A 19,343-nucleotide genomic window follows, 5' to 3' on the forward strand; every position below is an offset into this window, starting at 1 on the left:
ACGAACCCCGGCACCCCACTCGGTGCCGGGGTTTTGCGATCCTACACGCGGTGCCATTGTGGTATCACTGAGCTATGTCAATCAACCCGTCGTTTCCCGAAGAACAAGAGAAACGCCTATTGCTGCGGGCTAGTGAGTATGTAGCTCGTCATTTCGTAGATATCTCTGAGCACCGTTCCGAGTTACTAAAGCGACTCAAGGATGCTTAAGAGTTAACGGGCGTCGGGCCAGTATTAGCGCTTGATGCACGCGATGGCGATGCAGAACGCATTGAGCACTGTACTCATCCCTAGCAGGAAGGTGCCTACGCGGTACTCGGTGCCCAACGGTTTGTCGAAGGTGTTGTAACCTGACTTGGCTCACTGTGGTGTGACCGACTTAACTCTTGAGGCGTAGACCTGCTGGTTTGATGTTGGGGTTGGGTATTTTCCCGCGCTAAGGGGGTGGGGTGTGGGGTGGACGGTAGTGAGCTTTTGTGAGCCCGTATAACCGTACTGCGACGACTGCTTCTGGGGCTACTGCTGTCCAGGCAGTCACGAGCGAACACGCGGGCAATCGGATGTCGAAATCCGATCTCAAGGCGCGACCAATTTATGCCCGAACCGCGGACCAGATTAATGCGAACCTCAATATCGTCATGGCGGCACTCGCAGTAAGTCGAATGATGGAATCAGCAACCGGACTAAGCATTAAACGACTCGTGCGAACTTTCAAAAAGTATCGCAGTTTTGAACTCAGAGTCGAAGACACAACGATCCACGCGGCCACGCCACTACCAGCCGAAGTACAAAACCTCGTCCACGCTATCACCGGACCCTGACTTCCGCACTAAAATGAGCCAACTCAGGAAAAGCGCACGCGGATTAACCTACGCCGGCCAGCAGAATTTCTACGAACTCCTTGCGCTTTTCTACATGGAAGTTGTGGCCCGAGTCAGCCTCGACTTTAACGGCACCGGCGGGAAGAGCATCCATGGCCCTGGCGGCGTCCTCATCACTGGCCGCAGCTTGAAGGACTTCCCCGTCGTATCGCGCTTGACAATGAATATAGGTAACTGGCGCTTGAATCGCCGCAAGTGTTGCTTCTTGATCAAACCTTTCGTTCCAGAGACCCGTAAAGAAGGCATCACCAAACGCTGGGTCATAATCCATGATGTACACCTGTGCCTCATTCATCTCGGGAGGCATGGTCCACAGAGCTATCGGGGCGCCCGGATGCCGAGAGTGATATGCGAGTCCATCACCGATGAACCCCTGCGCAGAGTCCCCAAAGTATTGCCACATTTTTTGGCTGCGCCACTGATAAGCCTGCCAGTCGGTCTCTCCTGAAGACAAGAACTCATGCGTGCTGACAGCTAGGTCCTGATAATTCCACGTACTGCGCGCCTCAGGCAGCTCTGTGGCAAATAGTGGCGGATCTTCTAACACCAGGAAGCTAACCAGTTCTGGATGACGCGCAGCAATCAACGCGGCCAATTGACCCCCAGACGAATGCCCACTTAATACGACGGGTTGGCCAATTGTCTCTATATAACGAGATAGGACGTCTGCTACCTCCACCGCTCGATAGGATTCAAGGCGATCAGACTTGCCATGCCCTGGAACGTCAATGGCATACACTTGGCGGTCCTTGCTGAGGTCACGTAAAGCGTAACCGTACTGGCGCCATCCGCTCGCTTGACCATGGATAAGGACAATAGGGGAACCGTCCCTTGGCTCGCTTACCCCTACATTGAGCTTCACATGATCCACGCTCACCCGGTGCTCTTGATAGCCAGCCTTTTCCAGGGATCTCACAAGACGCGAGTGATACGTGGTTGTGTACCATGCCCAACCGCCAGCACCGGCTGCCGCAAGTGCAACGATTGCCGTCACGATAAGTCCCGCCACTTTCAGGACCCTTTTCCCGACCAGAACCATGAGCTATCACCTTTCCAATGCACTTGTATAGTAATCTGACTTGGCTCACTGTGGTGTGACCGACTTAACTCTTGAGGCGTAGACCTGCTGGTTTGGTGTTGGGGTTGGGTATTTTCCCGCGCTAAGGGGGTGGGGTGTGGGGTGGACGGTAGTGAGCTTTTGTGAGCCCGTATAACCGTACTGCGACGACTGCTTCTGGGGCTACTGCTGTCCAGGCAGTCACGAGCGAACACGCGGGCAATCGGATGTCGAAATCCGATCTCAAGGCGCGACCAATTTATGCCCGAACCGCGGACCAGATTAATGCGAACCTCAATATCGTCATGGCGGCACTCGCAGTAAGTCGAATGATGGAATCAGCAACCGGACTAAGCATTAAACGACTCGTGCGAACTTTCAAAAAGTATCGCAGTTTTGAACTCAGAGTCGAAGACAAAACGATCCACGCGGCCACGCCACTACCAGCCGAAGTACAAAACCTCGTCCACGCCATCACCGGACCCTGACTTCCGCACTAAAATGAGCCAACTCAGGGTCGCTTTCCGAAGAACAAGCGAAACGCCTATTGCTGCGGGCTAGTGAGTACGTAGTTCGTCATTTCGAAGATATCTCTGAGCACCGTTCCGAGTTACTAAAGCGCCTCAAGGATGCTTAAGAGTTAACGGGCGTCGGGCCAGTATTAGCGCTTGATGCACGCGATGGCGATGCAGAACGCATTGAGCACCGTACTCATCCCTAGCAGGAAGGTGCCCACGCGGTACTCGGTGCCCAACGGTTTGTCGAAGGTGTTGTAAATCATCATCCACAGCACCCAGCCCGCGATGAGTGCCACGGCCGCCAGTACGGACAGCACTCGTAGCCCACGGGTGGGGCGTTGGGTGGGGGAGAAGGCATGGCGGGAGGAATCCACCAGCATAAGCACCGCCAGAATCACTGCGGCTCCTGCGGCTATTGGAATGCTCAGCAGCGCTCGCGTGCCGGCGACGACGGGCAGAACGAAAGACACCGTGGACAAGAGAAGAAGCACGCCATGCAGGATGGCTGCGCGCAGGGAATAGGTCATAGCCGTTCCTCCACCTCGGCCCGGGAAGGCGGCTGTGCGCCAGTGCGCGAGACCGTAATCGCTGCCGCCGTGGCCGCGAAGTGCAAGATGTCCTCCCACTCCTTAGCGGTGAGGGCAGTAAGCTCTGAGGCGCTAAGCTTTCGCTCAGCGAGCAAAGTAAGAAGAGACGCCATAACGGTGTCACCTGCGCCGATTGTATCGGCCACCTCCACCGCAACGGGCGGGACCGTAACCGCAACCGACGCCGTGCGCACGCTCAGCCCCTCCCCACCGCGGGTCGTCACGACCACGGGAACGTGCTCCAATGCCTCAGCCCCAAGGAAATCGACCTCCTCCTCACTAAGCTTCAGCAGCGTGACATGGGGCAGCAACGACAGTAGAAACTCGCGGTGCGATGTCGTGGCGAAGAAGGGACGGATATTCGGATCCAACGCCACCATGGTGCCCTGGGCCGCCAAGTCCTTGAGTAGCGCGGCATAGCGCGAGGCGCCCGGCTCGAGGGCCAGGGAGACGGTGCCGAAGCAGGCCCAGGGGACGTCGGCAAGCACTGGCTCCACGAAACGGTCCGCCGTGCCCTCCGTATAGAAGGAGTAGGTGGCCGAGCCGTCGTCGGCAATGTTGCACACCGCCAGCGTGGTGGGTTCAGGCCCGCGCTGCACCAGCGACGTGTCTACGCCCTCCTCAGCGAGTTGGTCCACCAACGCGCAGCCGTACGCGTCCGTGGACAAGCGCGAGTGGAAACCCACGTGAGCGCCCAAACGCCCAGCCGCCACTGCCACGTTGAAGGGGCCGCCGCCCAGCGCCGGTGTTAAGTCCGCCAGCCGGCCACGGCCGCGCGGAACAAGGTCAACGAGTCCTTCGCCACACACCATAATGTCCATGGAGGCCATAGTATCGGGGGATATGAACTACCGTCCGCATTTCCACCTCTCTCCGCCCGCTCGGCGCGGCGGGAGGTGGGGGATTGGCGTGAAGGCCGGAGGGGGACCGGTTTGATGGGTTGGTTGGGGGATCGGCGTAAGGGGAAACGCGTGGCGCAGACGCGTGATTTGGGGGAATGGGGTATGGCGTGGTTGAATATACGGGTTGCATATGGCCGGTCGGTGCAGTGCGATGCGTTTCCGAATCGCCGCACCGAGACCCTTCGACCGCTGTGAACAGCGTGTTCGTTGCACACCCTATGCCACGTAAGCAAGTAGACCAGGTGTGTCAAGGACGGAAATCTTGACGCACGTTAATCCAGGTCAGGAGACCCATAGTGATTCAGCAAGAATCGCGTCTGCGCGTCGCCGACAACTCCGGTGCACGAGAGATTCTCGTCATCCGCGTTCTCGGTGGCTCCGTTCGACGTTTCGCTGGCATTGGTGACGTTGTTGTTGCCACTGTCAAGGAAGCCACCCCGGGTGGCAACGTAAAGGAAGGCGACGTCGTCAAGGCTGTCGTCGTCCGCGCCAAGAAGGAGACCCGTCGCCCGGACGGCTCCTACATCGCTTTCGATGAAAATGCCGCAGTTATTCTCAAGGGTGACAACGAGCCGCGCGGTACCCGCATCTTCGGCCCGGTTGCTCGCGAGCTTCGTGACAAGAAGTTCATGAAGATCGTTTCTCTCGCACCGGAGGTGATCTAGTCTTATGAAGATTCATAAGGGCGATATGGTGATTGTTATTTCGGGCCCGGACAAGGGCGCGAAGGGCAAGGTCATCGAGGCATACCCGAAGCGTGAGAAGGTCCTCGTTGAGGGCGTTAACCGCGTTAAGAAGCACGTTGCTAACTCCGCTACCGAGCGTGGCGCCGAGTCCGGCGGAATCGTAACCCAGGAAGCTCCGATCCACGTGTCCAACGTTGCGATCCTTGACTCCGAGGGCAACCCGACCCGCGTGGGCTACCGTTTCGATGAAAACGGCAAGAAGGTCCGCATCGCACGTAGCAACGGGAAGGACATCTAAAATGAGCGAGAACTACACTCCGCGTCTGAAGACCCGCTACCGCGAGGAAATCAAGAAGGCTCTCAACGAAGAGTTCAAGTACGACAACGTGATGCAGATTCCGGGCGTCACCAAGGTCGTTGTCAACATGGGTGTGGGCGACGCTGCCCGCGACTCCAAGCTGATCAACGGCGCAATCGAGGACCTCACTGCGATTACCGGCCAGAAGCCGCAGGTGCGTCGCGCTAAGAAGTCCATCGCTAACTTCAAGCTCCGTGAGGGCATGCCCATCGGCGCACGCGTTACCCTGCGCGGCGACCGCATGTGGGAGTTCCTGGACCGCCTGCTGACCATCGCGCTGCCGCGTATTCGCGACTTCCGCGGTCTCTCCGACCAGCAGTTCGACGGCCACGGCAACTACACCTTCGGTCTTACTGAGCAGACCATGTTCTACGAGATCGACATCGACAAGGTGGACCGCCCGCGCGGTATGGACATCACCGTCGTAACCTCCGCTACCAACGACGAGGAGGGCCGCAAGCTCCTGCGCGAGCTCGGCTTCCCGTTCAAGTAAATAGCGCTTGAGGCAATCCCTCGGCACTCCGTGAAGGAGGCCGGGGGATTTTTGCGTCCAAAGGCTTATGGATAGGTGAAGGTCCAGCTAGGTCTAACGCGGTGCAGGGGAGTACGATACAAAGGTCTCTGAAATCCTTATCCTGCGAGGTAATCGATGTCCTTGAATGATGCTGCTGCGGCGGCCGTGACCAAGAAAGTCACGCTCCTAGATGAGTCCTTCTCCCGCTTTGCTGTCCGCTCTACCCTGGCAGGCGTGTACCTAGCCATCGGTACGGCGTTTGCGGCGGTGCTGGGAATGGGCGTCGAGAAGCATATGGAAGGCATGGGCTCGCTGGTCTTTGCCTGCCTGTTCGGTTTGGGCCTATTTGCCATCGTCATTCTGGGCGCCGACCTGGCCACCGGCAACATGATGTACATGGTCTATGGCGCCGTGAACAAGCACGTGGGCTGGGGCAAGGGAATGTGGCTGTTGGTCGTCACCACGCTGTTTAACTTGGTGGGCGTCGTGCTCTTTGCTGCTGCCATGGGAATGTCTGCAAAGCTGGGCGGTATTGACCCGAATCACCTCATTGCTACGCTGTCGATGGGCAAGCTGACCAAGGGCCCGGGCGGGATGTTCGTGGAGGCCATCCTGGCTAACTTCGTGGTCAACATGGCGATTGTGGGCGCGGTCTTTGCGAAGGACATTGTGTCCAAGTTCTTCGTCATCGTGCCGATCATTGCCTGCTTCGTGGGCCTGGGCCTGGAGCACGTGATTGCGAACTTCTGCCTCATGCTGCTGACCTTCTTCTGTGCTAGCCCGCTGCCGGAGGGCTTTACCCTCGGTGCGGTGCTGCTCAACTGGTCCATCGTGTGGGTCGGCAACCTTATCGGCGGCGGCTTCCTTATTGGTGGCGTGTACGCCTGGCTTAACTCTGGCCCGGAAGCGTACCGCGACTAAGCTCGCCCGAATACAGGTTAAAGCGGTCGCCGCGGGCAAAACCCACGAGCGCCATGCCGGTCTCTCGGGCGGTCTCAACTGCCAGTGATGAGGCGGCGGAGACCGCGACGAGCATGCCGAAGCCGGCCATCGCGGCCTTGTTGACGAGCTCGAAGCTGGCGCGCGAGCTCATGACCAGGATGAGGTCGCTGGCGGGGAGCATATCTTCCATGAGCAGGTGGCCAATGACCTTGTCGGCGGCGTTGTGGCGGCCCACGTCCTCGCGGACGACGATAGGTTCGCCGTCGAGAGTAAACGCGCCTGCGGCGTGGATGCCGCCGGTCTTGCGGAACTGCTTCTGCTCCCGCTTGAGGGCGTCGGGAAGTTGAGCGACGACCCTCGGGTCCACCGGCACGTGCGGGATCTCGTAGCGCGATTGCTTCATGAGCGCCTCGATGGAGGAGGTGCCGCACACGCCGCAGGCAGAGGTCGTCGTGGTGAGGCGAAGATCCGCGAGGGTAAGCGCATGGGGGTTGGTGAGTTCCACGTCGAGAAGGTTATAAGGATTGCGCCCATCCACGGAGGCGCCGGCACAGTAGCGGGCCTCGTGGACGTCAGTGACCTTTTCAATGTGGCCCTCGGAGTGGAGGAAACCGTGGGCCAGTTCGACGTCGTGGCCAGGCGTGCGCATCGTCGTCGTGAGCGTCTGGCCGCCAACGCGAATCTCCAGGGGCTCTTCGCCGGCGACGGTATCGCCGCGGGTATCGACTTGGGTGACGTGGCCCTCCTCATCGAGGCGCACCTTGGTCACCGCATAGGTGGCGTTGATGCGCCCGCTCATCGGTTGAGGGCCTCCTTCAAGGTGGCGATGTGCGCGCGGGCCTCGTCGACGTCCTTCGAGGCCAAACCAACTAAGTAAGCCGTCAGCGGGGCAGCGGGGCGGGATTGAGTATGGGCCACGTCTTTGGTGAGGTCAAGCAGCTCCTTGATGAGGGCGGTGGCGTCGGCCGGGGAGACGTCGACAAGCACTGCGGCCTCCTCAAGCCACTGGTGTGCCGTACGGATGGGGTCTTGTTCTTCACTCATAACCAACAATGCTAACGCGTTTTGGAAAACAGCATGTCAACGGGTAGAGTAAGCCGACGGACTTGCATTTTTCCTCATTCCGCACTGAGAAAATGGTGCGCGAAAAGCGGAAATGTGCCAAGCCGGAAGAATTGAACACATCTACTTTGTTGTAGGCCCCTCGCCGTAGATAGCGGACCGTTGTCTGTATCAAAGGGTGGCGAGCGCCTCACGGTATTGACCGTGGGGAGCGTGAGTAGCCCGAAATCACACGGAGAACGCTTTGGTGAGCTTTACGGGAACCGCAACGAGAAAGGTTACAGGTCACTCATATGACTATGACTGATCCTATTGCCGACATGCTGTCGCGCGTGCGCAACGCATCTAATGCGCACCACGACTCCGTGTCGATGCCGACCTCCAAGCTCAAGGTGAACATCGCCGAGATCTTGAAGCAGGAAGGCTACATCGCTGACTACTCCGTCGAGGGCCGCGAGCTGTCCCTCGAGCTTAAGTACAACAACCGTGAGCGTTCCCTCTCGGGTCTGCGTCGCGTGTCTAAGCCGGGTCTGCGTGTGTACGCAAAGTCCACCGAATTGCCGCAGGTTCTGGGCGGCCTGGGCGTGGCCATCATTTCCACGTCCCAGGGTCTGCTTACTGACCGTCAGGCTCAGGAGAAGGGTGTAGGCGGAGAAGTTCTCGCCTACGTCTGGTAAGGGAGGATTGACACATGTCTCGTATCGGTCTAGCACCTATCGCCGTCCCGAAGGGCGTCGACATCACCATCAACGGCCAGGTTGTCAACGTGAAGGGGTCCAAGGGCACCCTCGAGGTTGAGCTGCCGGAGCCGATCACCGCAACCGTCGAGGACGACGAGATCAAGGTCTCCCGTCCGGATGACGACCGCAAGAACCGCGCTCTGCACGGTCTGTCTCGCTCCCTGGTCAACAACGCCGTTGTTGGCGTGACCGAGGGCTACACCAAGAAGATGGAAATCTTCGGTGTCGGTTACCGTGTCCAGCAGAAGGGCAAGGACCTGGAGTTCTCTCTGGGCTACTCCCACCCGATCCTCATTGAGGCTCCGGAGGGCATCACCTTCGCTGTGGACGGCGCAACCAAGCTCTCCGTATCTGGTATTGACAAGCAACTGGTTGGACAGGTCGCCGCGTACATCCGCCGCCTGCGTAAGGACGATCCTTACAAGGGCAAGGGTATTCGCTACGACGGCGAGCAGGTCCGCCGCAAGGTCGGAAAGACGGGTAAGTAAGCAATGGCTAACACTGAAAACGCAAAGCGCACCCCGGTTGGCAAGGACATTTCCTCGCGTCGTCGTGAAGCACGCGCGCGCCGCCACTTCCGCATCCGTAAGACCCTCCGCGGCACCCCTGAGGCACCGCGTCTGGTCATTCACCGCTCCTCCCGCCACATGCACGTCCAGGTCATCGACGACCTGGCCGGCCACACCCTGGTCGCTGCTTCCTCCATGGAAGCCGACGTGCGCGCACTCGAGGGCGACAAGAAGGCCAAGGCTGCCAAGGTAGGCGAGCTCATCGCTGAGCGCGCCAAGGCCGCTGGCATCGAGCAGGTCGTCTTTGACCGTGCAGGCTACAAGTACCACGGCCGCGTTGCTGCGCTGGCCGACGCCGCTCGCGAAGGTGGTCTGCAGTTCTAATGATTAAGGCACACGGAAACATCAACGGAAGGAACGCCTAATGTCGGACCGTGAACAGCGTGACGGCGGACGCTCCGCCGAGAACAACAACGACCGCAAGGGTCGCAACAACGGCCGTCGTAACGACCGCCGCAACCAGCAGGACAACGAGCGCGATAAGTACATCGAGCGCGTTGTGACCATCAACCGCGTCTCCAAGACCGTTAAGGGTGGCCGCAACATGTCCTTCACCGCTCTCGTCGTCGTTGGCGACGGCCAGGGCATGGTTGGCGTCGGCTACGGCAAGGCCAAGGAAGTCCCGGCTGCAATCCAGAAGGGTGCCGAGGAAGCTCGCAAGAACTTCTTCCGCGTCCCGATGATTGCTGGCACCATTACCCACCCGGTTCAGGGTCGCGACGCAGCTGGCATCGTCATGATGAAGCCGGCCGCTCCGGGTACCGGTGTCATCGCCGGTGGTGCTGCTCGTCCGGTGCTTGAGTGCGCTGGCGTGCAGGACATTCTGTCGAAGTCCCTGGGCTCCGACAACGCTCTCAATGTCGTCCGCGCTACCGTGGACGGCCTCAAGCAGCTGGTTCGCCCTGAGGAAGTTGCCGCACGTCGTGGCAAGTCCGTCGAAGAGGTTACGCCAGCCCAGATGCTGCGCAAGCGCGCAGGTCAGGAGGCATAAGCAATGGCTCTGAAGATTACTCAGGTAAAGGGCCTTGTGGGCACTAAGCCGAACCACCGCGCCAACATTGAGGCTCTTGGCCTCAAGCGCATCGGACACTCTGTTGTTAAGCAGGACACCCCGATCATTCGCGGCATGGTTCACAAGGTGCGTCACCTGGTCACCGTCGAAGAAGTGGCAGGGGAGTAAACCATGGCTGATATCATCAAGCTCCACGACCTGCGCCCGGCCGCAGGCTCCAACAAGCCCAAGACCCGCGTCGGCCGCGGTGAGGCATCCAAGGGTAAGACCGCTGGTCGCGGTACCAAGGGCACCGGTGCTCGCAAGCAGGTTTCCGCTGCTTTCGAGGGTGGCCAGATGCCGCTGCACATGCGTCTGCCGAAGCTCAAGGGCTTCAAGAACCCGAACCACGTTGAGTACCAGGTAGTTAACGTTGCTGACTTGGCTGAGAAGTTTGCACAGGGCGGCGACATCACCGTTGCTGACATTGCAGCTGCTGGACTCGTCCGCGCTAACCAGCCGGTCAAGGTTCTGGGCAACGGCGACATCAACGTCAAGCTGAATGTCACCGCTGACAAGTTCTCCAAGTCTGCTGTTGAGAAGATTGAGGCTGCTGGCGGCACCGCCACTACCAAGTAAATCGTTTCTCGGTTCGCGGAGAACCTAACCGCATACCCTCCCACGGGGCCTCTATTTCGGTGGTCTGTGGGAGGGTTGTGGCGTTTTCGCGCACGCTTGGCCGCCGGGGCCGTGGTGTGCTGGAAGGCAACGGGGGCGCTTGGCTGTTCTGGGGCAGCGAGGGCGCGCGGTTGCTGGGGGGGCATTGGGTCTGCGCGGCTTCTCTCTGGGCTGCAAAAGGTGCTAATGCCTTTTGAGGGGCACCATATGGTCGGGTTGTTATGTGTTGACCTGGGGTTTTGTCGCGGGAGGTTTGCAAAAGGTACTAATGCCTTTTAAGAGGCACCTTATGGCCGAATTTTTATGCGGTGACCTGGGGATTTGCCGAATCGGGGTCGCAAAAGGCATTTCTTAAAAGGTTCCAATGCTCCGCTACGGCTAGCGTCCTACTGGCGTCCTGCTAGCGTCCCGCTAGCGCCCTGCTTGTGTCCTGCTAGTGCGCTGCTGGAGTTTCACCAGTTCCCTGCTAGTGTCCGGCTAGCTTATAAATCCATGAGGTGATAGACTTCTTTCTCAGAAATACTGCATGCCAGTTTAAGGAGAAGTTCATGACCTTTATCAGCCAGATCGTCGCGGGTTTTATGGCCACCATTATGTCGCTGTTTGGCCTCGCCGCGCCGCTCGATGACAACGGCGTGCACTCCCAGGCCGCTGCCGCACACGTGGAAAATGCCACCGCCGGTGAGAACGCGCCGTCTGCCCAGCCGGGTGCAGAGCTGAGCCCACAGAAGGCCGTGGAGCGCGATCTTTTCCTCGCCACCGAGGAACTGGGCCACGAATTCATGACCATCCGTTTCGAAGGCACCACGACTGCCCACATCGTTTTCCTTGAGTCCTACAACCCGGACACCGATCAGGCTGCTGTTGACCGCATGATGAAGTCCCTGGCTGACAATGGCTTCGTTCGTGTGGACGCTGTTGCGTAACCCCGCCCGAATCTAGCAAGACCCCCATGACCAGGGATGAGATCCTGGTGATGGGGGCCGGGCTGTTTTGCAGCCCATCTTAAGCGTCGTTGACCGTCTTTTCGTAGAGGGTCGGGAAGCGGTTGTCCGGGTCGGCCACCGCCTTGATGCGTTCGGGTAGTTCGCCGCCGTAGAGTGACGCAAACTCTTCGGGGGAATAGAAGGCCTCCGAGTATAGGGACTTGTGCCCACCGAGTTCGCTGACTTTGGCCTCAATGATGCGGTTAAAGGCGCCATTGCCGGGAGCGGTGGGGTCGACGTGGTTTCCCTCTACCCCGGACCAGAAACCGACGTTGACCCAGGTCTGGCCCGGCAGCAGCGGATAGAGCGGCCAGGGATCAGGCGAATCGGCCGCGATGTCACCAGTACCGATGAGGTCCTCCACACCATCGCGTAGCCGGATTGGGCACAGCCACACCGGCTGGATATCGGAGGCCTTAAAGAACCAACGTAGAAACTCCGGCAAGTTATCCGGAGTGACCTCGATGTCTTGAACTACCCGCTCGCCGCGGGGAAGGCCCTTGGGCTTCTTAATGAAGTTGTATTCAAGTTCGTACTTGCGGTCCAAGCGCACCAGCTTCCAGTAGAAGGAGCTGCGCCGCAACTCACGCGGCCACACTGTGCGCACCCGCGGGTTTTGTGCCCCGAAGGCGCGGGAGCACCAGAACCAGTCGGTATCCCAGCGCCAGATGTAATCGCGCACCGTCAAACGGTCGTGGCGGATACCGCGGGCATGCTGGAGGCTGCGATAAAAGATCTTGTCCCTCGTGTAGTCCGAGGTCGGCCCCTCCTCATCCGTAAAACGCGCCATGACCAGATACGCCTCATTCGGGGAGAAGACCACCCCATCGAGCCCGTGGACGTCCTGGTCGTCGTAGGTGTGGGTACGGGAGACGTCGTCAAGCGTGCGGGAGAGTTCTTCAAGGTCGTTGAAGCGCACCTCCCGCAACTCCACGTAGGGTTTCACCGCGCGCAGCTCAATCTTGAGGCGCACCGCGTAGCCCAGGGAACCATAAGAGTTGGGGAAGAGGCGGAAGAGATCGACGTTCTCCTCGCGTGAGCAGGTGACAATCTCCCCGGTTCCGGTCAGGATGTCCATCTCCAGCACGGATTCGTGCGGCAATCCATCGCGGAAGCTCGTGGACTCCACGCCCATGCCCGTCACCGCACCGCCGAGCGTAATGGTCTTGAGCTGTGGCACCACGAAAGGCATGAGGCCATGCGGCAAGGTGGCATCGACTAGGTCCTCGTAGGTGCACATGCCCTGGACCTCGGCAGTCTGCGCTGTGGGGTCGACCTCAATGACCCCTCCCAGACCAGAGACGTCCAGCCCCGCTTGCTCGCCGCTGCGGCCGCGGAAGAGATTCGAGGTCTTCTTCGCAAGGCGCACGCGCTTATCCTTCGGCACGGCGCGGAAGCTACGCAGGATCTTATCGACGCCCTCGCGGTGCGCCTTCCAACCCACCGGCGGGACCTCCACGGCGTCGACACTGCGGTGATTACTGATTCGGTTAACAAAACGAGACACCATTTTTTCCTCCTAAAAGCGCGAATCTTCCCACCAGCGGCGCTCAGGCACACCGGCGCGGGAGCCGGCGTCGCCCAGCTTGACGCCCAGGAAGTGGTAGAGGTTGATGATGTTGTGCTCGAAGCCCCACTCGGAGCCGGCCATGTAGATGGCCCACAGGCGCGCGGTGGGAAGGCCCACCAGGGAGCAGGCTTCCTCCCACGTGTCTTTGAGGTTCTCGCACCAATCGTGGAGCGTACGCATATAGTCAAAACGCAGGGACTCGGTATGCACGACTTCGAAGCCAGCGTCTTGCATGCACTTGGTGATGGTGCCGGAGCCGGACAGCTCGCCGTCGGGGAAGATGTAGCGGTCGATGAATCCGCCTTTCGGCGTCTTGTGGTTATCCGGGTAGGTGATGCAGTGGTTGAGCATGAGCCCACCTGGCTTCAGCTTGCCGTTAAGGAAGCGGAAGAAATCGGGGTAGTTCTTCACGCCGATGTGCTCGAGCAGGCCGATGGCGGAGATGGCGTCGAAGCCCTCCTCGGTGACGTCGCGGTAATCCATGAAGCGGATCTCGGCGAGGTCTTCGAGGCCCTCTTCCTTGAACTTGGCCTGGCCCCACTCGGCCTGCTCCTTGGACAACGTCACGCCGAGGGACTTCACGCCACGCTTGGCGGCGTAGCGCACCATGCCGCCCCAGCCGCAGCCGACGTCAAGGTGGTGGTCGCCTTCCTTGAGACGCAGCTTGTCGAAGATGAGGCGGTACTTGTTTTCCTGAGCTTCATCCAGGGTGGCGTCGGGGGAGGGGTAATAGGCGCAGGTGTAGGTCATTGAGTCGCCAAGGAAGAGCTCGTAGAAGTCATTGCCCACGTCATAGTGATCGGAAATGACTTCGGCATCCCGCTCCTTGGAGTGCTTCGACAGGCCCTCGTGCACTTTGCGGCGCAGCCACGAGGCGCGTTCGACCTCGGGAACCGGCTGAATCTGGAACGCGCCCATGGAGGCCAGCGAACGCACGACGCGCGCCAGGGTCTTGGCGTCCGGCTTGGTGAATTTGTCATACATAACGTGGAGGGCGTCGAAGATGCCGTAGGGGTGTGCTGGATGCTCGCCCTTGACCGTGATGCCGTCGGTGACATAGGCGCGGGCGAAGCCAACATCGCCCGGGCGTGTGGCGATATAGGCCAAGCCTTGGAGGCTGTTGATCGTGACGGTGAATGGAGCGTCGGCAGGGCCGGTGACGGAACCGTCGAAGGCTTCCCAACGGAAAGGATTGGGCTGCGGGACGAATGCATCAATGATCTCCGCCACGCTCATGGGGGTAAATCGCGTACTCATAAAACTACATACTTCTTTCGCTTCATCGTCAGGCAGATGTGTATACGGCCGTACTCCGAGGCGCCCCGGGCGTCGTGGGAGTGGTCGAAGAGGTGTAGGTCGCCTTGTAGCGACATTGCTAAGGAGCAACACAGGCCATGGTAGGACGGAAAAAGAAACAGCGCTAAGGACGAAACTATTTACATTAGGTTGAGGGGCACATGTCGATGGCGCTGCTGTCTCAGGAGCGCAGTCTGAGAATCCCCGTGGGGTGCGAGTCGAGGTGGCTTTACTGTGAATTCGGAGGGGTAGATGTGGCGAAATAGCGCGCGGCTGGTAGGGTAATGGGGTCAAAAGTGTTCAACCGTTCCTATGACGTGCCTGAAAGGGCTCTCATGCAGTAGGAACAGATGAGTTCCACCTCCGTGCGCGGCAGTTTCGGCCCGCAGTTTAAGCGCGGTAGGCCAGGAGGATTTAGTAGTGTCCGCCATTTTGCAGGCTTTTAAAGACGCCGACCTGCGTAAGAAGATCATCTTCACGATCGTTTTGATCATCCTTTACCGCGTTGGCGCGCAGATCCCGTCCCCGGGCGTCGATTACGCCACCATCGCTGGTCGTCTTCGCGAACTGACGGAAGAATCCGGCAACCTCTACTCGGTGATTAACCTGTTCTCCGGTGGTGCGCTGCTGCAGCTGTCTATCTTCGCCATCGGCATCATGCCGTACATTACGGCGTCCATCATCGTGCAGCTGCTGACCGTGGTCATTCCGCACTTCGAGCAGTTGAAGAAGGAAGGCCAGTCGGGCCAGGCCAAGATGACGCAGTACACGCGTTACCTCACCCTGGCGCTGGCGCTTCTGCAGTCGGCCGGCATCGTGGCTCTGGCGGACCGCGAGCAGCTGCTGGGTCAAGGCGTGCGCGTCCTGGCGGAGGACCGCAACCTGTTCACCCTTATCGTCCTCGTCATCACCATGACGGCAGGTGCTGTCCTCGTGATGTGGATGGGTGAGCTCATTACCGAAAAGGGCATCGGTAACGGTATGTCCCTGATGATTTTCGCTGGTATCGCTACGCGCCTTCCTACCGACGGCGTCAGCATCATGCAGAACAACGGCGGCCTGGTCTTCGCCATGGTCGTTGCTGGTCTCATCTTCCTGGTTGTCGGAATTACCTTCATCGAGCAGGGCCAGCGCCGCATCCCGGTGCAGTACGCCAAGCGCATGGTGGGCCGCCGTCAGTACGGTGGTTCCTCCACCTACCTGCCGCTCAAGGTCAACCAGGCCGGCGTTATCCCGGTCATCTTCGCGTCCTCCCTTATCTACATGCCGGTCCTCATCACTCAGATCGTGAACTCTGGCTCCCCGGGCGTGTCCGATAACTGGTGGCAGCGCAACGTCATTGCTCACCTGCAGGCGCCGAGCTCCTGGCAGTACATCGTTCTGTACTTCGTACTGACCATCTTCTTCTCCTACTTTTATGTCTCCGTTCAGTATGACCCGGCTGAACAGGCAGACAACATGAAGAAGTATGGTGGATTCATCCCGGGTATCCGCCCGGGCCGACCGACCGCCGAATACTTGGGCTTCGTCATGAACCGCCTGCTGTTCGTCGGCTCGATCTACCTGGCACTCATCGCCGTCCTGCCGAATATTCTTCTGGACTTGGGCATCGGCCGCGCGGGTGCCAGCGGCACCTCCGCGTTCGGTGGTACCGCCATCCTCATTATGGTCTCGGTTGCTCTGACCACGGTCAAGCAGATCGAGTCCCAGCTCCTACAATCCAACTACGAAGGACTGCTTAAGTAATGCGTTACGTACTCCTTGGCCCTCCCGGTGCCGGCAAGGGCACCCAAGCTGCTCTCCTCAGCGAGAAGCTCGGCGTCCCGCACATCTCCACCGGTGACCTCTTCCGCGCCAACATTGGTGAAGGAACTCCGCTCGGTGTTGAGGCTAAGTCCTACATCGACGCCGGCAAGCTGGTGCCGACGGATGTCACCGCTCGTATGGTTGAGGATCGCCTCAACGAGGATGACGCTCAGGACGGCTTCCTTCTCGATGGTTTCCCGCGCACCGTTGAGCAGGCAGACATTCTGGAGAAGCTGCTAGCCGACAAGGGCCTGAAGCTCGATGGCGTTCTCAACTTCGAGGTGTCTGAGGATGTCGTCGTCGAGCGCATGCTGGCCCGCGGCCGCGCTGACGATACTGAGGAGACCATCCGTACCCGCCTCGGCGTTTACCGCGAGGAGACCTTCCCGCTCATCGAGCACTACGGCGAGGCCATCATCCCGATCCAGGCTGAGGGCTCCGTCGAGGAGATCAACGAGCGCGCGCTCACGGCGATGGGCAAGTAGCTCCTTTCGCTATGGCTTTTCGACGACGCACGAGGACCATGCCTGCCCGTACCCCGGGCGAGCTCGATGCCATGCAGGCAGCCGGCGAAATTGTTGGCCGTGCTCTGCAGGCAGTGCGTGCTGCCGCCGCTGTGGGGGTGAGCACGCTGGAGCTCGATGAGGTGGCTGAGCAGACCATTCGTGATGCCGGTGCCGTGCCCACCTTCAAGGGCTACGGCGGCTTCCCGGGGTCTATCTGTGCGTCCGTCAACGAGGTCATTGTCCACGGTATCCCCAGTAGCGAAATCGTCCTTAGCGACGGTGACCTCATCTCCATCGATTGCGGTGCCACCCTCGATGGGTGGGTAGGGGATAGTGCGTGGACGTTTGGCGTCGGAAAGCTCAGCTCTGAAGCTCAAGCATTGTCCGATGCCACCGAATGGGTCCTCCACGAGGGCCTCAAGGCCATGGTCCCGGGCAACCGTCTTACCGATGTGTCCGCGGCTCTTGAGCAGGCTACCTACGCTGCTGAGGATAAATTCGGCGTCGACCTATATATCGTGGACGGCTACGGCGGCCACGGTATCGGGCGAGAGATGCATGAAGAGCCTTACCTGGCCAATGAAGGTAAAGCTGGCCGCGGCCCTATCATTCAAGAAGGCTCGGTGCTGGCCATTGAACCGATGCTTACCCTGGGCACGGAAGACAACGCCGTGCTTGACGACGACTGGACGGTCGTCACCCTAGATAACTCCCTCGCGGCTCACTGGGAGCACACCGTGGCGGCCACGGAGAATGGTCCCCGAATCCTGACCCAGCGCTACGCGTAGGTAGGAATTTATGGCGGAAAGGTTTATACTTCTTGCCATGTCTAAACTTCGTTCCCACTCTGGTGCTCGTTCCCTACGCCGAGCAGCCGCAGCGGGCCTCGTGTCCGTCTCTCTTCTGACCGCCCCTGTTGCCAACGCGCAGACCGCCCCGTCGTTCGATACCTTGTCCTCCGACGTTCAGTCTCAGGTCGATAGCTTCCTGGGTCAAACGCGAGAGAGCGCATGGACGTCCCGCAACGATATTCTCGAGTCCCTGCGAGCTTCTAACCCGCAGGCAGCCGATGCCCTCCGCCCCGTCATTGACGGCGCCATCGAGCTGGTCTTCCCAGGCCTCATCGAGCAGAAGAACGCGGAGATTCGCGCTGCCCGCGAAGCCGAAGAGCGCGCTCACGCTGAGCAGGTTGCTCGTGAAAAGGCCGCAGCTGAGGAAGCTGCACGCAAGGCTGAGGCCGAGCGCCAGGCACAGCGTTTCGATACCGGCCCGTGCCCGGCAGATGCACGTATCTGTGTGGACCGCGGCGGCCGCCGCACCTGGCTGCAGGACGGCAACGGCAATGTCACCTACGTTGCGCAGGGTATGTCCAGCGGTAAGCCGGGAGAGGAGACCCCGGCCGGTACCTTCTACATCAACCGCAAGATCAAGGACGAAATTTCCTGGGAGTTCGGCGACGCCCCGATGCCGTATGCCATGTACTTCACCAACAATGGCCACGCCTTCCACGAGGGTTCCCCGGCGTACCAGTCCAACGGCTGCGTTCGTCTGACCCACCAGGACGCTGTGCGTTACTGGAACGATGTGCCGGTCGGTTCCAAGGTCTTCATTTACTAAGCGTTGTGTAGGCTCCTCTTGACAACGCGTGAGAGGGGCTCTACCCCCTCTCACGCCCGTCACCTCAATGGGGTGGCGGGCTTTCGGCGTGTCGTGGGGCCTATCTGCTGTGCTCTGCGCTAGCGACATTTGGAAATAGCGTTATCGCAGCGTATGCTTGAGAGCTGGTGTCTGCACGTGGTGCTTCACAACGTTGAAGCGCGTGCAGAAAACACCAGGCAGTAGACATCAAACATGCAGGTGAAGGAGGGGACGTCGCCAAGCGCGGCGCACTTTCAACGTTCACCAGAAAAGTAGAGGTTATGGCTAAGGAAGGCGCAATCGAGGTTGAGGGTCGCATCGTCGAACCCCTGCCTAACGCAATGTTCCGCGTCGAGCTCGACAACGGACACAAGGTTCTTGCACACATCTCTGGCAAGATGCGTCAGCACTACATCCGCATCCTCCCAGAGGACCGTGTTGTTGTAGAGCTGTCTCCTTATGACCTGACCCGCGGACGCATCGTCTACCGCTACAAGTAAAGACAGTAAGCCTCCTTATCCACGGGACGCACTTGATGCGTCCCTTTCTACCTCAGGCTGCGATGGCCTGAGCCCTCACTGCTAAGCATGCCCACTGAATCCCCGGCTCGGTCCGGGACGAAGCGTATGCGTGGTGGGGGACGGATGAGGAGAAAACCATCGTAACAACCCGAAAGGACTAGCCACATGGCACGTCTAGCTGGTGTTGACCTCCCGCGCAACAAGCGCATGGAGGTTGCTCTCACCTACATCTACGGCATCGGGCCTTCCCGTGCCAAGGAACTGCTGGAAAAGACCGGCATTTCTCCCGACCTGCGCACCGACAACCTGGATGATGACCAGCTGTCGGCGCTGCGTGACGTTATCGAAGCTACCTGGAAGGTAGAGGGTGACCTCCGCCGTCAGGTTCAGGCTGACATCCGTCGCAAGATTGAAATCGGCTGCTACCAGGGCATCCGCCACCGCCGTGGCCTGCCTGTACGTGGTCAGCGCACCAAGACCAACGCTCGTACGCGTAAGGGTCCGAAGAAGACGATCGCAGGAAAGAAGAAGTAAAA

General features: G+C 59.6%; 24 protein-coding genes and 2 pseudogenes. 19 read left to right on the forward strand and 7 right to left on the reverse strand.

Annotated features, from left to right (window positions below; genetic code table 11):
• Window positions 1–556 precede the first annotated feature (556 nt).
• Window positions 557–820 (forward strand): annotated as a pseudogene (locus QP922_RS12970) (IS1634 family transposase); the annotation flags it as partial.
• A 43-nt stretch (window positions 821–863) separates the two neighbouring features.
• Here the strand turns inward: QP922_RS12970 and QP922_RS00785 are convergent.
• The gene (locus tag QP922_RS00785; protein WP_284807361.1) at window positions 864–1,919 is read right to left on the reverse strand and encodes an alpha/beta fold hydrolase; all 1,056 of its coding nucleotides are present in this window, start codon (window positions 1,917–1,919) and stop codon (window positions 864–866) included.
• Between the two features lie 242 nt (window positions 1,920–2,161).
• Between QP922_RS00785 and QP922_RS12975 the strand changes: the two are divergent.
• Window positions 2,162–2,425: pseudogene (locus tag QP922_RS12975) on the forward strand (IS1634 family transposase); the annotation flags it as partial.
• A gap of 173 nt (window positions 2,426–2,598) precedes the next feature.
• On the opposite strand, the gene QP922_RS00790 reads toward QP922_RS12975, so the two are convergent.
• Both QP922_RS00790 and QP922_RS00795 read right to left on the reverse strand, forming a co-directional pair.
• Window positions 2,599–2,982 (reverse strand): hypothetical protein, encoded by a 384-nt coding sequence (locus tag QP922_RS00790; protein WP_070673492.1) that lies wholly within the window; start codon window positions 2,980–2,982, stop codon window positions 2,599–2,601.
• Entirely contained in the window at window positions 2,979–3,863 is an 885-nt protein-coding gene (locus QP922_RS00795) for a carbohydrate kinase family protein (protein ID WP_284807362.1), read from the reverse strand. Before QP922_RS00795 ends, QP922_RS00790 begins: the two co-directional genes overlap by 4 nt.
• A gap of 377 nt (window positions 3,864–4,240) precedes the next feature.
• On the opposite strand from QP922_RS00795, the gene rplN reads away from it, so the two are divergent.
• The 4 genes from rplN (at window position 4,241) to QP922_RS00815 (ending at window position 6,423) form a co-directional block, all read left to right on the forward strand.
• Window positions 4,241–4,609 (forward strand): 50S ribosomal protein L14, encoded by a 369-nt coding sequence (gene rplN / locus QP922_RS00800; protein WP_070673493.1) that lies wholly within the window; start codon window positions 4,241–4,243, stop codon window positions 4,607–4,609.
• Between the two features lie 4 nt (window positions 4,610–4,613).
• Window positions 4,614–4,928 carry a 50S ribosomal protein L24 gene (gene rplX, locus QP922_RS00805; RefSeq protein ID WP_039673728.1) on the forward strand — a complete coding sequence of 105 codons (315 nt, stop codon included), beginning with the start codon at window positions 4,614–4,616 and terminating at the stop codon, window positions 4,926–4,928.
• A gap of 1 nt (window position 4,929) precedes the next feature.
• Window positions 4,930–5,481, forward strand: coding sequence for a 50S ribosomal protein L5 (gene rplE, locus QP922_RS00810; protein WP_070673494.1), 552 nt, complete (start codon window positions 4,930–4,932; stop codon window positions 5,479–5,481).
• Window positions 5,482–5,637: 156 nt separating this feature from the next.
• Window positions 5,638–6,423 (forward strand): formate/nitrite transporter family protein, encoded by a 786-nt coding sequence (locus QP922_RS00815; protein ID WP_284807363.1) that lies wholly within the window; start codon window positions 5,638–5,640, stop codon window positions 6,421–6,423.
• Here QP922_RS00815 and fdhD read toward each other — a convergent pair.
• Both fdhD and QP922_RS00825 read right to left on the reverse strand, forming a co-directional pair.
• A complete protein-coding gene (fdhD, locus tag QP922_RS00820; protein ID WP_284807364.1) occupies window positions 6,392–7,243 on the reverse strand; it encodes a formate dehydrogenase accessory sulfurtransferase FdhD in 852 nt (283 codons plus the stop codon). The two genes, QP922_RS00815 and fdhD, sit on opposite strands and share 32 nt — an antisense overlap.
• Window positions 7,240–7,488: a DUF6457 domain-containing protein gene (locus tag QP922_RS00825; protein WP_039673736.1), complete on the reverse strand. Its 249-nt coding sequence runs from the start codon at window positions 7,486–7,488 to the stop codon at window positions 7,240–7,242. The genes fdhD and QP922_RS00825 overlap by 4 nt, the downstream gene beginning before the upstream one ends.
• A 311-nt stretch (window positions 7,489–7,799) precedes the next feature.
• On the opposite strand from QP922_RS00825, the gene rpsH reads away from it, so the two are divergent.
• From rpsH to QP922_RS00860, 7 genes are all read left to right on the forward strand, one after another.
• Window positions 7,800–8,183, forward strand: a complete 384-nt coding sequence (rpsH, locus tag QP922_RS00830; RefSeq protein ID WP_070673498.1) for a 30S ribosomal protein S8 — start codon at window positions 7,800–7,802, stop codon at window positions 8,181–8,183.
• Window positions 8,184–8,197: 14 nt separating this feature from the next.
• Window positions 8,198–8,734 (forward strand): 50S ribosomal protein L6, encoded by a 537-nt coding sequence (gene rplF / locus QP922_RS00835; protein WP_284807365.1) that lies wholly within the window; start codon window positions 8,198–8,200, stop codon window positions 8,732–8,734.
• A 3-nt stretch (window positions 8,735–8,737) separates the two neighbouring features.
• Window positions 8,738–9,139 (forward strand): 50S ribosomal protein L18, encoded by a 402-nt coding sequence (rplR, locus tag QP922_RS00840; RefSeq protein WP_070673499.1) that lies wholly within the window; start codon window positions 8,738–8,740, stop codon window positions 9,137–9,139.
• 40 nt (window positions 9,140–9,179) lie between these two features.
• The gene (rpsE, locus tag QP922_RS00845; protein WP_284807366.1) at window positions 9,180–9,806 is read left to right on the forward strand and encodes a 30S ribosomal protein S5; all 627 of its coding nucleotides are present in this window, start codon (window positions 9,180–9,182) and stop codon (window positions 9,804–9,806) included.
• Between the two features lie 3 nt (window positions 9,807–9,809).
• The gene (rpmD, locus tag QP922_RS00850; RefSeq protein WP_039673747.1) at window positions 9,810–9,995 is read left to right on the forward strand and encodes a 50S ribosomal protein L30; all 186 of its coding nucleotides are present in this window, start codon (window positions 9,810–9,812) and stop codon (window positions 9,993–9,995) included.
• Window positions 9,996–9,998: 3 nt separating this feature from the next.
• The gene (gene rplO, locus QP922_RS00855; protein ID WP_039673748.1) at window positions 9,999–10,445 is read left to right on the forward strand and encodes a 50S ribosomal protein L15; all 447 of its coding nucleotides are present in this window, start codon (window positions 9,999–10,001) and stop codon (window positions 10,443–10,445) included.
• 587 nt (window positions 10,446–11,032) lie between these two features.
• Window positions 11,033–11,410 carry a hypothetical protein gene (locus QP922_RS00860; RefSeq protein WP_284807367.1) on the forward strand — a complete coding sequence of 126 codons (378 nt, stop codon included), beginning with the start codon at window positions 11,033–11,035 and terminating at the stop codon, window positions 11,408–11,410.
• A gap of 79 nt (window positions 11,411–11,489) precedes the next feature.
• On the opposite strand, the gene QP922_RS00865 is transcribed toward QP922_RS00860, so the two are convergent.
• Window positions 11,490–12,980 (reverse strand): FAD-binding oxidoreductase, encoded by a 1,491-nt coding sequence (locus QP922_RS00865; RefSeq protein ID WP_284807368.1) that lies wholly within the window; start codon window positions 12,978–12,980, stop codon window positions 11,490–11,492.
• Window positions 12,981–12,989: 9 nt separating this feature from the next.
• A complete protein-coding gene (locus QP922_RS00870; protein ID WP_284807369.1) occupies window positions 12,990–14,297 on the reverse strand; it encodes a class I SAM-dependent methyltransferase in 1,308 nt (435 codons plus the stop codon).
• Window positions 14,298–14,756: 459 nt separating this feature from the next.
• Between QP922_RS00870 and secY the strand changes: the two genes are divergently transcribed.
• The 6 genes from secY to rpsM all read left to right on the forward strand — a co-directional run bounded on the left by secY (window position 14,757) and on the right by rpsM (window position 19,341).
• Complete coding sequence (secY, locus tag QP922_RS00875) at window positions 14,757–16,082, forward strand: preprotein translocase subunit SecY (RefSeq protein ID WP_284807370.1); 1,326 nt, start codon at window positions 14,757–14,759, stop codon at window positions 16,080–16,082.
• Window positions 16,082–16,627, forward strand: a complete 546-nt coding sequence (locus QP922_RS00880) for an adenylate kinase (RefSeq protein WP_204098977.1) — start codon at window positions 16,082–16,084, stop codon at window positions 16,625–16,627. The genes secY and QP922_RS00880 overlap by 1 nt, the downstream gene beginning before the upstream one ends.
• Before the next feature lie 11 nt (window positions 16,628–16,638).
• A complete protein-coding gene (gene map, locus QP922_RS00885) occupies window positions 16,639–17,436 on the forward strand; it encodes a type I methionyl aminopeptidase (RefSeq protein ID WP_284807371.1) in 798 nt (265 codons plus the stop codon).
• A gap of 37 nt (window positions 17,437–17,473) precedes the next feature.
• Entirely contained in the window at window positions 17,474–18,265 is a 792-nt protein-coding gene (locus tag QP922_RS00890) for a L,D-transpeptidase (RefSeq protein WP_284807372.1), read from the forward strand.
• A gap of 302 nt (window positions 18,266–18,567) precedes the next feature.
• Window positions 18,568–18,786, forward strand: a complete 219-nt coding sequence (infA, locus tag QP922_RS00895) for a translation initiation factor IF-1 (RefSeq protein ID WP_003854422.1) — start codon at window positions 18,568–18,570, stop codon at window positions 18,784–18,786.
• A 186-nt stretch (window positions 18,787–18,972) separates the two neighbouring features.
• On the forward strand, window positions 18,973–19,341 hold the full coding sequence (gene rpsM / locus QP922_RS00900) for a 30S ribosomal protein S13 (protein WP_039673764.1): 369 nt from the start codon (window positions 18,973–18,975) through the stop codon (window positions 19,339–19,341).
• The last annotated feature ends 2 nt before the right edge of the window (window positions 19,342–19,343 follow it).

It is taken from the genome of Corynebacterium sp. MSK218 (assembly GCF_030232655.1).
Classification (GTDB): Bacteria; Actinomycetota; Actinomycetes; order Mycobacteriales; family Mycobacteriaceae; genus Corynebacterium.

What these genes read in the sequence shown, in the direction of transcription:
- rplO (WP_039673748.1), top strand. Translation starts at nt 9,999, where the DNA reads ATGGCTGATATCATCAAGCTCCACGACCTGCGCCCGGCCGCAGGCTCC.
- rpsM (WP_039673764.1), top strand. Translation starts at nt 18,973, where the DNA reads ATGGCACGTCTAGCTGGTGTTGACCTCCCGCGCAACAAGCGCATGGAG.
- rpsE (WP_284807366.1), top strand. Translation starts at nt 9,180, where the DNA reads ATGTCGGACCGTGAACAGCGTGACGGCGGACGCTCCGCCGAGAACAAC.
- rplX (WP_039673728.1), top strand. Translation starts at nt 4,614, where the DNA reads ATGAAGATTCATAAGGGCGATATGGTGATTGTTATTTCGGGCCCGGAC.
- QP922_RS00815 (WP_284807363.1), top strand. Translation starts at nt 5,638, where the DNA reads ATGTCCTTGAATGATGCTGCTGCGGCGGCCGTGACCAAGAAAGTCACG.
- QP922_RS00795 (WP_284807362.1), bottom strand. Translation starts at nt 3,863, where the DNA reads ATGGACATTATGGTGTGTGGCGAAGGACTCGTTGACCTTGTTCCGCGC.
- rplF (WP_284807365.1), top strand. Translation starts at nt 8,198, where the DNA reads ATGTCTCGTATCGGTCTAGCACCTATCGCCGTCCCGAAGGGCGTCGAC.
- QP922_RS00860 (WP_284807367.1), top strand. Translation starts at nt 11,033, where the DNA reads ATGACCTTTATCAGCCAGATCGTCGCGGGTTTTATGGCCACCATTATG.
- map (WP_284807371.1), top strand. Translation starts at nt 16,639, where the DNA reads ATGGCTTTTCGACGACGCACGAGGACCATGCCTGCCCGTACCCCGGGC.
- QP922_RS00880 (WP_204098977.1), top strand. Translation starts at nt 16,082, where the DNA reads ATGCGTTACGTACTCCTTGGCCCTCCCGGTGCCGGCAAGGGCACCCAA.
- QP922_RS00890 (WP_284807372.1), top strand. Translation starts at nt 17,474, where the DNA reads ATGTCTAAACTTCGTTCCCACTCTGGTGCTCGTTCCCTACGCCGAGCA.
- rplE (WP_070673494.1), top strand. Translation starts at nt 4,930, where the DNA reads ATGAGCGAGAACTACACTCCGCGTCTGAAGACCCGCTACCGCGAGGAA.
- fdhD (WP_284807364.1), bottom strand. Translation starts at nt 7,243, where the DNA reads ATGAGCGGGCGCATCAACGCCACCTATGCGGTGACCAAGGTGCGCCTC.
- QP922_RS00790 (WP_070673492.1), bottom strand. Translation starts at nt 2,982, where the DNA reads ATGACCTATTCCCTGCGCGCAGCCATCCTGCATGGCGTGCTTCTTCTC.
- QP922_RS00825 (WP_039673736.1), bottom strand. Translation starts at nt 7,488, where the DNA reads ATGAGTGAAGAACAAGACCCCATCCGTACGGCACACCAGTGGCTTGAG.
- QP922_RS00865 (WP_284807368.1), bottom strand. Translation starts at nt 12,980, where the DNA reads ATGGTGTCTCGTTTTGTTAACCGAATCAGTAATCACCGCAGTGTCGAC.
- QP922_RS00870 (WP_284807369.1), bottom strand. Translation starts at nt 14,297, where the DNA reads ATGAGTACGCGATTTACCCCCATGAGCGTGGCGGAGATCATTGATGCA.
- rplR (WP_070673499.1), top strand. Translation starts at nt 8,738, where the DNA reads ATGGCTAACACTGAAAACGCAAAGCGCACCCCGGTTGGCAAGGACATT.
- infA (WP_003854422.1), top strand. Translation starts at nt 18,568, where the DNA reads ATGGCTAAGGAAGGCGCAATCGAGGTTGAGGGTCGCATCGTCGAACCC.
- rpmD (WP_039673747.1), top strand. Translation starts at nt 9,810, where the DNA reads ATGGCTCTGAAGATTACTCAGGTAAAGGGCCTTGTGGGCACTAAGCCG.
- QP922_RS00785 (WP_284807361.1), bottom strand. Translation starts at nt 1,919, where the DNA reads ATGGTTCTGGTCGGGAAAAGGGTCCTGAAAGTGGCGGGACTTATCGTG.
- rpsH (WP_070673498.1), top strand. Translation starts at nt 7,800, where the DNA reads ATGACTATGACTGATCCTATTGCCGACATGCTGTCGCGCGTGCGCAAC.